The organism is Streptomyces sp. NBC_00005 (assembly GCF_045160215.1).
Lineage (GTDB): Bacteria > Actinomycetota > Actinomycetes > Streptomycetales > Streptomycetaceae > Streptomyces.
The window spans coordinates 6,901,396-6,914,934 of record NZ_CP108316.1; the positions used below are offsets into that span (position 1 = coordinate 6,901,396).

General features: G+C 70.2%; 12 protein-coding genes. 1 reads left to right on the forward strand and 11 read right to left on the reverse strand.

Annotation, left to right across the window (positions count from 1 at the left end; all coding sequences use genetic code 11):
- Nucleotide 1: 1 nt before the first annotated feature.
- From OG303_RS31705 to OG303_RS31740, 8 genes are all read right to left on the reverse strand, one after another.
- Nucleotides 2-1,444: a hypothetical protein gene (locus tag OG303_RS31705; RefSeq protein ID WP_405872666.1), complete on the reverse strand. Its 1,443-nt coding sequence runs from the start codon at nt 1,442-1,444 to the stop codon at nt 2-4.
- A gap of 367 nt (nt 1,445-1,811) precedes the next feature.
- Nucleotides 1,812-2,783 (reverse strand): N-acetylglucosamine kinase, encoded by a 972-nt coding sequence (locus OG303_RS31710; RefSeq protein WP_405872668.1) that lies wholly within the window; start codon nt 2,781-2,783, stop codon nt 1,812-1,814.
- Complete coding sequence (locus tag OG303_RS31715) at nt 2,774-4,039, reverse strand: 6-phospho-beta-glucosidase (RefSeq protein WP_405872669.1); 1,266 nt, start codon at nt 4,037-4,039, stop codon at nt 2,774-2,776. Before OG303_RS31715 ends, OG303_RS31710 begins: the two co-directional genes overlap by 10 nt.
- A gap of 6 nt (nt 4,040-4,045) precedes the next feature.
- Nucleotides 4,046-4,939, reverse strand: a complete 894-nt coding sequence (locus OG303_RS31720; protein ID WP_405872671.1) for a carbohydrate ABC transporter permease — start codon at nt 4,937-4,939, stop codon at nt 4,046-4,048.
- 2 nt (nt 4,940-4,941) lie between these two features.
- The gene (locus OG303_RS31725) at nt 4,942-5,883 is read right to left on the reverse strand and encodes a carbohydrate ABC transporter permease (protein WP_405872673.1); all 942 of its coding nucleotides are present in this window, start codon (nt 5,881-5,883) and stop codon (nt 4,942-4,944) included.
- A 7-nt stretch (nt 5,884-5,890) separates the two neighbouring features.
- Nucleotides 5,891-7,228: an ABC transporter substrate-binding protein gene (locus OG303_RS31730; protein WP_405872675.1), complete on the reverse strand. Its 1,338-nt coding sequence runs from the start codon at nt 7,226-7,228 to the stop codon at nt 5,891-5,893.
- Nucleotides 7,229-7,313: 85 nt separating this feature from the next.
- Complete coding sequence (locus OG303_RS31735) at nt 7,314-8,540, reverse strand: ROK family protein (RefSeq protein WP_405872677.1); 1,227 nt, start codon at nt 8,538-8,540, stop codon at nt 7,314-7,316.
- A 204-nt stretch (nt 8,541-8,744) separates the two neighbouring features.
- Complete coding sequence (locus OG303_RS31740; RefSeq protein WP_405877584.1) at nt 8,745-9,842, reverse strand: mechanosensitive ion channel family protein; 1,098 nt, start codon at nt 9,840-9,842, stop codon at nt 8,745-8,747.
- 351 nt (nt 9,843-10,193) lie between these two features.
- On the opposite strand from OG303_RS31740, the gene OG303_RS31745 reads away from it, so the two are divergent.
- Nucleotides 10,194-10,730, forward strand: a complete 537-nt coding sequence (locus OG303_RS31745) for an HNH endonuclease (protein WP_405872679.1) — start codon at nt 10,194-10,196, stop codon at nt 10,728-10,730.
- Nucleotides 10,731-10,821: 91 nt separating this feature from the next.
- Here the strand turns inward: OG303_RS31745 and OG303_RS31750 are convergent, their stop codons facing one another.
- Genes OG303_RS31750 through OG303_RS31760 form a run of 3 tightly spaced genes read right to left on the reverse strand, consistent with a single transcriptional unit; the run spans nt 10,822 to nt 13,405 of the window.
- Nucleotides 10,822-12,174: an ABC transporter permease gene (locus tag OG303_RS31750; protein ID WP_405872681.1), complete on the reverse strand. Its 1,353-nt coding sequence runs from the start codon at nt 12,172-12,174 to the stop codon at nt 10,822-10,824.
- Complete coding sequence (locus tag OG303_RS31755; RefSeq protein WP_405872683.1) at nt 12,171-12,875, reverse strand: ABC transporter ATP-binding protein; 705 nt, start codon at nt 12,873-12,875, stop codon at nt 12,171-12,173. The genes OG303_RS31750 and OG303_RS31755 overlap by 4 nt, the downstream gene beginning before the upstream one ends.
- On the reverse strand, nt 12,872-13,405 hold the full coding sequence (locus OG303_RS31760; protein ID WP_405872685.1) for a PadR family transcriptional regulator: 534 nt from the start codon (nt 13,403-13,405) through the stop codon (nt 12,872-12,874). The genes OG303_RS31755 and OG303_RS31760 overlap by 4 nt, the downstream gene beginning before the upstream one ends.
- Nucleotides 13,406-13,539 lie beyond the last annotated feature (134 nt).

Below are 13,539 nucleotides of genomic sequence, written 5' to 3' on the forward strand. Positions count from 1 at the left end.
CTCACCGGTACTCCGACAGCCTGCGCCCGATGCCGACGACCGCGCCCACCGCACCGAGGACCGCGAGCACCGCGGCCCCGTACGGCAGACCGGTCAGCGCGTCCCGGCCGTTGCCCGCAGCCTGCTTGAACTCGGTCTGCTCATGGCCGAGCGCCGTCTCCAGGGCATCGTCCACGTTGTCGAAGCACACGCTCGTCGGGTCCTTGCCGACGCCGATGACCTTGTCGCGGGCCGCCTGGTACTCGCCCTTGTCGTTCTTGTCCTGGGCGACCTCGTGCCGGTCCTTCCACGCCTTCATGGAGGAGTTCGCGACCTGTACGGGTTTCTTGCCCGCGGAGTCGTCGGCCAGTCCGTCCGCCTTGGTGAGCGACTTGGCCAACTTGCCGATCTCCTCGTCGTACCCCACCGCGTAGGCGTCCTGGGGACTGCCGTTCACCTTCTTGGTGTCCGCGCCGCGGCGGATCAGGCTGAGGTTCTCGTCGCTGCGGGCCGTCAGGGACGCGATGCGGGCGTCGTGCAGGACGTTCAGGGAGAGGACGCCGTGGTTGTACGAGTCGTTCAGTCCCGCGCGGGCGACGGTGTGGCCGACGACCAGCCAGAGCAGGACGACCACGGAGGCGGCCGAGGCGGTGACCAGGCCGTGGTTCAACACCCGGTTGGTGCGCAGGTAGTTGCGGCGCTGGGCCCAGGCGAGGCCGCCGAGCACGAGGAGGCCGAGGCCGATCGCGGCCCACGGGAACGACTTCGCGTCCGCGTAGTCGGAGCTCAGCCGCTGGTTCTCCTTCTGGTACAGGTCCTCGGCCTTGGGCAGCATCTGGTCCTGCATCTGCTCGTTCGCCGCCCGCAGGTACGCGCTGCCCACCGGGTAGCCCTGCCGGTTGTTGGCCCGGGCCGTCTCGACCAGGCCCTTGTACTCCGGCAGCAGCTTGTTGAGATCGGCGATGGTCTTCGCCGAGTCGGACCCCGCCTGTGAGTTGGACGCGGCCGTGACGAGCTTGGCGGCGGCCGTCCGGATGTCCAGCTCGTACCGCTTCCGCATCGCGGGATTCTCCTGCGGGCCCGCCAGATAACCGCTGGCCGCCGCCGTGTTGGCGTCGGCCAGCGAGCGGTAGATGTCGGCCGCGTCGGAACTCAGCGGCTGGCTTCTGGTGAGCACGTCGTCGGCGGCCGACGCGCGGTCGGTCATCTGCCAGGCGGTGACCGCGCCGAACGCGACGACGAGGAGCGCGACGAACGCCCCGATGATGCGCAGCCGGCCCGGCTCCGTCGTCGCCGCCTCACGCAGCCGGTCGACACCCTCCGCGAAGGCCGTACGGCGCGCAGAGACGGGCGCGGCCGCGGGCCCCGGCGGGGGAGCGGGCTGCCCCGGCTGCGGCGGCACGGCCGGCATCGTGGGCATGCCGGATCCCGGTGGCGCCGCGCTGCTCTTCGGCGGGTGTGTCACTGTTTGACCTCCCCCATGGTCATCCGTCGCCGCAAGTATCCCTGGCGGGACTGACATCCGCACCGGTCTCCACTGGATCTTGATCAGATCGCAGCGGAACGCCTGCCGACGGCCGACAGGATCCCGCAGCACCCCTGCCCATGAATACGCCGTGGGAATCTGTTCGGTTCCGTGTCCGGGGGCTGCCGCCCCCGGACCTCCGCTGCGGCCCGAACGGCCTCGTCCTCGAAAGCCGGACGGGCTGGGAGATCGCGGCCCGGCCGGGAGGTGCCCGCCGGGGCCGGGGGGCACCCGCCTGGGGGCCGCCGGGAGAGGGCCGCCGGGGCCGGGAGACGGCCGCCCGGACCGGGGGAGACGGCCCGGGCCGTCAGCCTTCGAAGTGTGCCCGTACCCGCTCGTGCACCTCCGGCTTCGCCTCCGCCCGGTCCAGGCCCAGCAGGGCCGCTCCCAGTACCGGGCTCGCCGTCACCACTCTGGCCGCCGCCTTCGGGGCGCGTGCCGCCAGCAAGTCCCGGATGCAGTAGTTCAGTTGGGGGTGCTGTGCGGCCAGGACGCCGCCGCCCAGCAGTACCGGTGTCTCCTCCTCCAGCAGGTCGAGACGGGTCAGGGCCACCGTCGCCATGGTCACCACCTCGTCGGCCAGCCGGTCGACGATCGCGCGGGCGACCGGGTCGCCGTCCGCCGCCGTGGCGAACAGGACCGGCGTCAGCTCGTGGCGGCGGGCGGGTGCCACTTCCTCCAGGTGCAGCGCCTGGATGAGGGAGAGCATGGTGTCGTGGCCGAAGTGGGCCGGGAGGGTGCGGGCCAGGGCCGTAGCCTCTCCGCGGCCGTCCTCCGCGCGCGCGGCGTGCCACAGCGCCTCCTCCGCCAGGCCCCAGCCGCCGCCCCAGTCACCGGAGATGCGGCCGAGCGCGGGGAAGCGGGCGGTGCGGCCGTCGGGGCGCATGCCGACGCAGTTGATGCCGGCGCCGCAGACGACCGCGACGCCCCGGGGTTCGGTGATGCCCGCGCGCAGGATGGCGAAGGTGTCGTTGCGGACCTCGACGGTCGTGCCCCACGCGCGTGCGTGCAGCGCGGCCGCCAACTGCTCCTCCTCGACGGGGAAGTCGGCGTTGGCCAGACAGGCGGAGACGTGGTCCACCGCGCTCACCCCGGCCGCGGCGAACGCCCGCCGCACCGCCTCGGCGACCTTGTCGACGGCTGCCTCCACGCCGACCACGGGCGGCCGGAACCCGCCGCCGCGGGCCGTGGCGAGGACGGTTCCGTCGGCCGCCACGACCGCGACGTCGGTCTTGCTGTTGCCCGCGTCTATGGCGAGGACACGTGCGGTCATGCCCACGCGAGATGCTCCCGGTTGTGTGCGATCAGTCGGTCGGTCAGGGCGTCCGCGTACTCGTACTGGCCGACGAGGGGGTGCGAGAGGAGGGCCCGGAAGACCCGGTCGCGGCCGCCTCGCAGCGCCGCCTCCAGGGCCAGGTCCTCGTACGCCGTCACGTTCGCCATCAGGCCCGCGTACAGCGGGTCGACGGTCGGCACCGACAGCGGGAGCGCTCCCTTGGGGCCCACCGCGGACTGGACCTCGATCACCGCGTCGTCGGGCAGGAAGGGCAGCGTGCCCCGGTTGTAGGTGTTCACCACCTGGTAGGGGCTGCCGCCCGCGCCCAGCAGCGAGGCCGCCAGGTCCACGGCCGCCTCCGAGTAGTAGGCGCCGCCCCGCTTGGCGAGCAGCTCCGGCTTCTCGTCGAGGGACGGATCGGCGTACATCTTCAGCAGGTTCCGTTCCATCTCCGCGACTTCGGCGGCACGGGACGGCTTGGTCCTGAGCTCTCGTACGACCTCGTCGTGCGCGTAGAAGTAGCGCAGGTAGTACGACGGGACCACGCCCAGGCGGTCGAGCACGGCCCGGGGCAGGTGCAGGTCGGCGGCGATCGTGTCGCCGTGCTCGGCCAGCAGCTTGGGCAGGACGTTCTCGCCCTCGGGGCCGTCCAGGCGTACGCCCGTCTCCCAGGTGAGGTGGTTGAGGCCCACGTGGTCGAGGTGGACGTCCGAGGGGGCGACACCGAGGAGGCCCGCGAACTTCCGCTGGAAGCCGATCGCCACGTTGCACAGGCCGACCGCCTTGTGGCCCGCCTGCAGCAGGGCACGGGTCACGATGCCGACCGGGTTGGTGAAGTCGATGATCCAGGCGTCCGGGTTCGTACGGCGGACCCGTTCCGCGATGTCCAGGACCACCGGGACCGTGCGCAGCGCCTTGGCCAGGCCGCCCGCGCCGGTCGTCTCCTGGCCGACGCAGCCGCACTCCAGCGGCCAGGTCTCGTCCTGCTCGCGGGCCGCCTGCCCGCCGACGCGCAGTTGCAGCAGCACGGCGTCGGCGCCTTCCACGCCGGCGTCCAGGTCGTGCGTCGTCACGATCCGGCCGTTGTGCCCCTGCTTGGCGAAGATACGGCGGGCCAGTCCGCCCACCAGCTCCAGACGTTCGGGCGCCGGGTCGACGAGGACCAGTTCCTCGACGGGAAGGGTGTCGCGCAACCGGGCGAAGCCGTCGATGAGTTCGGGGGTGTAGGTCGAGCCTCCGCCGACCACGGTGAGTTTCATACGTGGTTAACCCTTCACTCCGGTGAGCGTGACACCTTCGACGAACGCCTTCTGCGCGAAGAAGAACACGAGGATCACGGGGGCCATGACCAGCACGGTCGCGGCCATGGTGAGGTTCCAGTCGGTGTGGTGCGCGCCCTTGAACGACTCCAGGCCGTAGGAGAGGGTCCACGCGCCGGGATTCTCCGACGCGTAGATCTGCGGGCCGAAGTAGTCGTTCCAGGCGTAGAAGAACTGGAACAGGCCCACGGCCGCGATACCCGGCTTGGCCATCGGGAGGACGACCTTCAGCAGGGTCCTGAAGTCGCCGCAGCCGTCCACCTTCGCCGCGTCCAGGTACTCGTTCGGGATGGTCATCAGGAACTGGCGCAGCAGGAAGATGGAGAACGCGTCGCCGAACGCCATCGGGATGATCAGCGGCCACAGCGTGCCCGACAGGTCCAGCTGCTTCGCCCAGAACAGGTACATCGGGATGATGATCACCTGTGGCGGCAGCATCATCATCGAGATCACCAGCATGAGCGACAGATTGCGGCCGCGGAAGCGGAACTTGGCGAGCGCGTACGCCACCGGGATCGACGACACGACCGTCAGGACGGTGCCGAGGCCGGCGTAGATCAGCGTGTTCTTCCACCAGGTCAGAAAGCCCGGGGTGTCGAAGACCTTCTTGTAGTTGGACCACTCCCAGGTGTGCGGGATGAGGTCGCGGCTGAGGGCCTGGCTGTCGCTCATCAGCGAGGTCAGGAACACGAACACGAAGGGGAGGACGAAGAAGAGCGCGACCGCGACGCCGAGGGAGTGGATCGCGACCCATTCGAGTACGGCCCTGCGGCGGGCCGTGCGCTCGGCGGGGGAGACCGGTGCCTTCAACTGCACGGGCTTGTCCAGTACTTGGGCCATGGTCAGTCACCTGCCAGGTTGAGACCGCCCCGGCGCCGCATCAGGAACGCGGTGAACACCATGGACAGGGCGAACAGGACCAGGGCGACGACGCAGGCGGAGCCGTAGTCGAAGCGCTGGAAGCCGAGGTTGTAGACGAGCTGGGGGAGGGTGAGGGTCGACTTCTCCGGGTAGCCGGGCTCGAACTGGGTGCCCGCGCCCTGGATCACGCCCGAGGCGACCTTCCCGGCGATGAGTGGCTGTGTGTAGTACTGCATCGTCTGGATCACGCCGGTGACGACGGCGAACATGACGATCGGCGAGATGTTCGGAAGCGTCACGTACCGGAAGCGCTGCCAGGCCGACGCGCCGTCCAACTCCGCGGCCTCGTACTGCTCCTTGGGCACGTCGAGCAGGGCGGCCATGAAGATGACCATCAGGTCGCCGATGCCCCACAGGGCGAGCAGGGTGAGGGCGGGCTTGGACCAGGCGGGGTCGTTGAACCAGCCCGGGGCCGGGAGGCCGACCTTCTCCAGGATCGAGTTCACCGGGCCCGTACCGGGGTTGAGCAGGAACGCGAAGGCCATCGTCGCGGCCACCGGCGGGGCCAGGTAGGGCAGGTAGAAGAGGGTGCGGAAGACTCCCGTACCCGTCTTGATCTTGGTGATCAGGAGGCCGACGCCGAGGCCGAAGAGGACTCGCAGGGTGACCATGACCAGGACCAGCCAGAGCGTGTTGCGCAGGGCCGGCCAGAAGAAGGGGTAGTGCTCGAAGACGTAGGTCCAGTTCTTCGTTCCGCTCCACGTCGGCGGCTTGAAGCCGTCGTAGTGCATGAAGGAGAAATAGATCGTCGAGATCAGCGGGTACGCGAAGAAGACCGCGAAGCCGATCAACCAGGGCGACATGAAGGCGGCCGTACGAAGCGCCGCCCGGCGGCGCTTCGACGCCAGAGTGATGGTGCTCATCGCTGTTCTACTTCGCCTGCGCGATGTCCGTGTCGATCTGCGCGGCCGTCTTCTTCAGGCCGGCCTTCAAGTCGGTGACCTTTCCGCTCTCGTAGTCGTATCCGAAGTTCTGGATCGTCGCGAGATACACGCCGCCGTTGATGGAGGCGGGAGACGTCGTGGAGTTCGGGTTCGCGGCGATTTCCAGGAACGTCTTGAAGCGCGGGTCGTACTTCAGCTTCGGCGACTTCAGGGCGGCCAGCGTGGAGGGCACGTTGTGGATGGCGTTGGAGAAGTTCACCACCGCGTCCGTGTTCGTGGTCATGTACTTCACCAGCTCCCAGGCCGCGTTCTGCTTGTGGCTGGCCGCGGAGATACCTGTGATGGTGCCGGTGATGTAGCCCTTGCCGTACTGGCTGACCTGGTCGTCGGGGACGGGCAGCGGGGCGACGCCGATCTCGAACTTCGGCTTGGCGTCCAGGGCCATTCCCAGGCGCCATTCACCGTCCAGCTGCATGGCCACCTGACCGGTGTGGAAGGGGTGCTTGACGCCCCATTCGTCACCGAGCTTGGAGCGGTAGGTCTCCAGCTTCTTGAAGCCGCCGAGTTCGTCGACGAGCTTCTTCTGGAGCTTGAATCCGGCCTCGAATGCGGGGTCCGTGGCGAGCTCCGACTTGCCGGCCTTGTCGAAGTACGTCGGGGAGAACTGCCCGAAGTAGTGCTCGGTCGTCGACTCCCAGCCGTGGTAGTTCGGCATGAAGCCGAGCTGCTTGTAGCTGTCGCCCTGGGTGATGGTCAGCTTCTTGGCGTCGGTCTCGAACTCGGACCAGGTCTTCGGCGGGTTCTTGATGCCCGCCTTCGCGAACGCCGTCTTGTTGTAGTAGAGCCCGTACGCGTCACCCAGCAGCGGCGCCGCGCAGCGGTTGCCGTCGAACTGGGTGTACTCGTTCATCGCCTTCGGGAACGTCTTCTCCGGGTCGATGCCCGCCTTCTTGAAGAAGGGGTTGAGGTCGCTCAGCGCACCCGACGAGCAGAACTTGCCGACGTTGTTGGTGGTGAAGGAGGAGATGACGTCCGGAGACTTGTCACCGCCCGTGCGCAGCGCCTGGTTGATCTTGTCGTCGGTCATGTTGGCGACGACGTTCACATGGATGTTGGGGTGCGCCTTCTCGAAGCCGGCGATCAGGGAGTTGACGGCCTTCACTTCATTCGGCGCGCTCCAGGCGTGCCAGAAGTTGATGGTCGTGTTCTTCGAGGCGTCGTCGTCGGCACCGGAGGAGGACTGGCCGGTACAGGCGGTGGCGAGGAGGGCGAGGGAGGCGGAGGCGGCGACAGCAAGGGCCGCTTTCCGGGATATTCCGGGCATGGCAAGGTCTCCCAGGGGCGGGACGGGGTGGGTGAGGGAAGGCGGGGGGTGAGTAAGGGGTTCGGCGAGAGGTGGATACGGGTCGTCAGCGAGAGGTGTTGAAGACCTCGTCGCGGGTGGCCGCCAGGGCGCTTTCCAACGCGCCCCGCAGCACGGGCTGTTCACGGACGTCGCCGACCACGAGCCGGGGGCGTGAGGCGGCCAGTTCCTCCAACTCGTCCTGGACCAGGGCGCGCAGTACTTCGCCGCCCATGGTGAGCGAGCTGCCGCTGAGCACGACCAGTTCCGGGTCGAGGACGGAGACGAGGGAGGCGAGACCGGTGGCGAGGTGCGTCGCGTAGGTCTCCAGCAACTGCCGGTGCGGGCCGTCGGTCTCGCCGGCCTCGTGGGCCTCGGCGGCGCGGGCGACGAGAGACGCGGCGACCTCGGCGTACGGGCCGGACGGGATCTCCTCGATGCCCAACTGGCGGGCCAGCTTGGGGATGGCCTGCGAACCGGCCAGCTCCTGGTAACCGCCGCTGTTGGCCTTGGTCACCTGCCGGACCAGGGGTGCGCCCGGCACCGGCAGGAAGCCGACCTCGCCGGCGCCGCCGGTCCAGCCGCGGTGCAGCCGCCCGCCGAGGACGAGGGCGGCACCGAGGCCCCCCTCGTTCCACAGCAGCACGAAGTCCTCGTGGCCGCGGGCCGCGCCCAGCCGTTGTTCGGCCACGGCGGCGAGGTTGACGTCGTTCTCGTACTCGACCGGCATCGGCAGGGCCGCGGCGAGTTCGTCGAGCAGGGTCGGGGTGTGCCAGCCCGGGAGGTGGGAGGCGTAGCGCAGGCGGCCGGTGTTCGGGTCGAAGGCGCCGGGGGTGCCGATGACGAGCCGGTGGACGTCGTCGCGGGCGAGGCCCGCGGCCTTCACGGCGCCGTCGAGGGCGTCGGTGACCTGGCGGACGACGGGCTGGGTGGGCCGCCGTCCCGGGGTCTGGAGCTCGAACGAACCCACCGTGCGGCCGGTGATGTCGGCGACGGCGGCGAGGACGCGCTCGGGAGTGACGTCGAGTCCGGCGGCGTACGCGGCCGCCGGATTGACCTCGTACAGCTGGGCGTTGGGGCCGGGTCGTCCCTCGGTGGTGCCGGTGGCGAGGACGAGGCCGGCCGCTTCGAGGCGGGCGAGCAGCTGGGAGGCGGTCGGCTTGGAGAGGCCGGTGAGCTTGCCGATCCGTGTGCGGGACAGCTGCCCGTGCTCCAGGAGGAGGTCCAGGGCGGCGCGGTCGTTCATGGCGCGCAGGACGCGCGGGGTGCCCGGCGTACCGGCTGTTCCTGCCATGTGGTCGACACCTGCCTTTCGACTGCCCAGCTTCTCAGCGACCCGCGAGGTAAGTCCATCCGCAGATCATTGTTAGGAAACTTTCCTATTGGCTGGAAAGGAACGTAAGCCCAGGGCGAAGCGGGCGTCAATAGAAACCGCCCCCGAGGCAACAGACTCGTTACCTCGGGGGCGGTGGGAGTTGGCCGGAACGCCGGCCGGCCGCTACTTCGCGGCAGGCCGCTGCTGGGCGATCGGCGACGCTGCCGCTGCCTGCGGGGAGTCGGGGTTGGAGAGCACCGAAGGTGCCGCCACCGCCGCCGTCGGGTCGACGGCCTCGTCCTCGCCCAGGGGAGCCGTCGCGCCGCCCACGATGCGGATGTTCGCCGCGTCGAAGGCGCGCTTGATGCGCCAGCGCAGTTCGCGTTCGACGGTGAGGGCCTTGCCGGGCATGGTCTTGGCGGAGACGCGGACCACCATGGAGTCGAGCAGCACGCTGTCCAGGCCGAGGACCTCGATCGGGCTCCACAGGAGCTCGTTCCAGGGCTCCTCCGCGCTCATCTTCTCGGCGACCTCGTCGAGGGTGGCCTTCACCCGGTCCAGGTCCTCGCTCGCCTTCACGGTCACGTCCACGCCGGCCGTCGCCCAGCCCTGGGAGAGGTTGCCGATGCGCTTGACCTCGCCGTTGCGGACGTACCAGATCTCGCCGTTGTCGCCGCGCAGCTTGGTCACGCGCAGACCGACCTCGATCACCTCGCCGGAGGCGACGCCCGCGTCGATCGAGTCGCCGACGCCGTACTGGTCCTCGAGGATCATGAAGACGCCGGAGAGGAAGTCCGTGACCAGGTTGCGGGCGCCGAAGCCGATCGCCACACCCGCGACACCGGCGGAGGCGAGCAGTGGCGCCAGGTTGATCTCGAACGTGGCCAGGATCATCAGCGCCGCGGTGCCCAGGATGGCGAAGGACGCGACGGAACGCAGCACCGAGCCGATCGCCTGCGAGCGCTGCCGGCGGCGCTCGGTGTTGACCAGCAGACCGCCCAGCGCCGTGCCGTCCACGGCCTGCACGGTGCGGGTCATGCGGTCTATCAGCTTGGTGATCGCCCGCTGCACCACCACTCTCAGCACCCCGGCGATCACCAGGATCAGCAGGACCCTCAGACCGATCGAGAGCCAGGTCGACCAGTTCTGCTCGACCCAGCTGGCGGCGTTGGTCGCGCTCTCCTGGGCGTCCTGGAGCGTGGGGACCGCCGGGGTCGTCGATCCCGAGGGGGTCGGCGACGGCGACGAACCGGCGGCCAGTAGGACGGCGGGCAAGGACACGGCAGGTACCTCCAGGTGCTGCGTCCGCCCCAGCGGCAGGTGGTCGGATGGTGGTCGGGCGTCGTCCGTGGCCGCGTTCAAGGTCACGAAAAGGTCACCGGTGGGGCAGGTCCACCACACTAACGGGGCATCGTGTGCGGATCCTTGCCGTCTTCTGGGGAGAGACCGTGCTCATGTGGGGATGAACAGGGGGGATGAACCGTTCGTCATCCTGGGGATGAATGAGATGTGGTCGAAAACACTCCCAGCCCGTTACCGGGACATGGTGGCGCTTCCACCAGGCCAGAGGGGACACTGACTGCAGATCGTCCCGGCGCGAGCCACGCGCCGCCGACGCACAAGGAGGCATCCGTGCCGCATGTCCTGGTCCTCAACGCGTCGTACGAGCCACTCGGCGTCGTACCGCTCCGCCGCGCGCTCGTCCTCGTCCTGGAGAACAAGGCTGTCTCCCTGGAGGAATCCGGCGCCTTCATGCACAGCGCAACCGTCACAGTCCCCGCACCCAGCGTGGTCCGGCTCAAGCGATTCGTCCGGGTTCCCTATCGGGGGCCCGTTCCTCTTACCCGGCGGGCGCTCTTCGCGCGCGACGGGGGCCGGTGCATGTACTGCGGTGGCGTCGCAACCAGCGTCGACCATGTCATTCCGCGCAGCCGCGGGGGCAAGCACGTCTGGGACAACGTGGTGGCGTCCTGCCGCCGCTGCAACCACGTGAAGGCCGACCGACACCTCTTCGAGATCGGCTGGCGGCTGCGCCACAAACCCGCTCCACCCTCCGGCCTGGCCTGGCGCATCATCGGCACCGGACATAGGGACCCGCGCTGGCTGCCGTACTTGCAGCCATACGGCGCGGAGGCCGCCATGGCCCGGATCGACGGCATTTCCGCCTGACGATCCGGGCTTTCGCATACCCCTGGCCGCAGGGCACGCGGCCGTGGAGTGTCCGCCCCCGGAGTCCCCCTGTGCCCCCGGGGCCGGACCGTCATGCGTAGCGCAGCTCGGCCGGCTGGACGGAGCGGCGCAGGAGGGGCAGCGAGGTGGCCGCCGCCAGCAGGCAGGCCGGGTAGACGACGAGCGGGACCAGGAGCGCGGTGTACGGCACCGGCACGGCCACGTGGGCCGAGGCGATCGAGCCGTACCAGAAGCTGATCACCGCGCCGCCGAGGCCCGCCACCGCGACCGCGGGCGCCAGCGGCATCGCGGTCTCCAGCAGCAGCGCCCGGGCCAGTACGGCGTGCGGCACCCCGGCCGCGGTCTGCGCGGCAAGGCCCCGGCGCCGGGTGGCGACGGACTCGGCGGTGCCGACTGCGAGCGCGGTCAGCATGAGCGCGAGGGCGACGAGGATCGCGGCGCCGGTCAGGTTCAGGCCGTTCTCGTAGAACCCGGGCCGTTCGCCGTACCGCGCGTCCGGGGCGTGCACACGCGCCAGCATCACCTGCCGTACGCCCATGAAGCCCGAGGCCACCACCGTGACCAGCAGCACCGCGGCATGGGTACGGGCCGATGCCCACGGGTCGTCGCGCAGCCTTTCCGCCGCGATCAGTACCGCGGGTCTTTTGGCGCGGGCGGCGAGCCCCTCGCCCAGCTGCCGGGCCGACGCCCCGGTCAGCCACACCGCCACCGCGCCGACCAGCAGGCACACGGCGAACACGGTGAGCGGGGCGAGCGCGAACTCGAACGGGACCTCGTGGAAGGGGGTGGTCGCGATGTACACCACCGCCAGCGCGAGCGCCGCGGTCGCCACCCGGAACATCCGCCCCGGACCCTCGGCCGGCCGCACCCGCCGTATCCGCCCCAGCGGCGAGGTCACCACGCGACGCAGCACCAGCACGCTCACGGCCGCGCCCAGCACCGGCACCCCGACGGCCACCACGGCGACGCCCGCCCAGGCCAGGGGGTCGGGGCTGCGCCACAGCCGCAGCAGGGTCAGCACGCACAACACCGTGGCCACTGCCGAACCCGCCAGACACGCCAGCCCCGACTCCAGCGCCGCGATCCGCCGCACCTGGGCGGGCGTGGCTCCCGCCAGGCGCAGCGCGGCCAGCCTGCGGTCCCGGTGCACGGCGCCGATCCGGGCGCACTGGCCGAGGAAGCCGAGCACCGGGATGAACAGCATCAGCAGCGCGAAGATCACGCCGATGCGGGTGCCGGGCTCGTCGAGCAGACCACCGCCCACGGACATGCGGTGGTGGCCGTCCAGCGGCAGCAGCACGGCGATCACCATCCCGAGCCCGCTCGCCAGCCCGGCCCCGACCCCCATGAGCCCGACCCGCCACCACTCCCGCCGGTCCGAACCCCGGGTGAGCAGCCAGGCCAGCCGCAGATCGGTCCTCATGCCGTCACCCCCGCCGTGACCACGGCCCCGTCGCTCAGCCGCACCTCACGATCCGCGTACGCCGCCACCTGGGCATCGTGGGTGATCAGGAGTACGGCGGTGCCCGCGTCGCGGGCCGTGTGGATCAGGGACGTCATCACCTGCTCGGTCGCCAGGGAGTCCAGCGCGCCGGTCGGCTCGTCGGCGAAGACGACCTTCGGGTCGGTGATCAACGCCCGTGCCAGGGACGTCCGTTGGGCCTGGCCGCCGCTCATCTCGCCGGGCCGCAGCGCCTCCTGCGCCCGTACGCCGAACCGCTCCAGCCACTCACCGGCCCGCGCCTGCGCCTCGGGACGGGGTGTTCCGGCCAGCATCAGCGGCAGTGCGACATTGTCCAGCGCCGTCAGCTCGGGAATGAGCTGCCCGAACTGGAAGACCACACCGAACTCGGTGCGGCGCAGCTCGCTCAGCCGTTTCTCCGGCAGCCGGTCCAGCCGCTCCCCGGCATACGTCACCGCGCCCGCGTCCGGGCGGACGATGCCGGCCAGGCAGTGCAGCAGCGTGGACTTCCCGCTGCCGCTGGCGCCGGTCACGGCGAGGATCTCGCCGGCCCGCAGCTCCACCGAGGCGCCGCGCAGGGCCTCTGTCCTGCCGTGCGCCTTGGTGAGGTCGCGGGCCGCCAGGAGCGGCACCGTGGTGTCTGGGCTGTCCCCGTTGCTCATGCTGCGTCGACCTCCGCGGTCAGGGTGGTGAGCCGGGCCGCCGTGGTGGTCATCCAACGGAGGTCGGCGTCGAGGTGGTTGAGGGCGTAGTCCGCCGAGAGCACCGTCGCGAGGTCGGCGCTCTTCCCGGTCTTGACCGCCGTGAGCTCCCGCATCCGCTCCATGTGCGCGGCGCGCTGCGCCAGCAGATAGGAGGCCGGGTCGCCGCCGGACAGGATCGAGACGACGACCTTGGCGAAGATCTCGTTCGTCACGAACGGCGCGGGCGGGGTGATCTCCCCGGCCCACCGGGCCAGTTCACGCGATCCGTCGTCGGTCGAGTGGTAGGTCGTCCGCTCCGGGCCACCGTCCGAGTCGGTGCCCTCGACCTCGGCGAGGCCGTCCCGGACCAGGCGCTGCAGGGTCGTGTAGACCTGCCCGTAGGCCAGCGGACGGGCCTGCGGGAAACGTTCGTCGTGGCGTCGCTTCAGGTCGTAGCCATGGCTCGGCCCCGAGGCGAGCAGCCCCAGCAGGATGTGGCGGGTGCTCATGCCGAGCATTATGCACTCGATACATGTACTGAGTGAATAGTGATCGAGGGAAGAGCTTTCGGGAAGAAAGTCGGGGAAGGACTCGGGGAAGCGCTCCGGGGAGAGCTTCCGTCCGGGAAGGGCGGGGCGGCGCG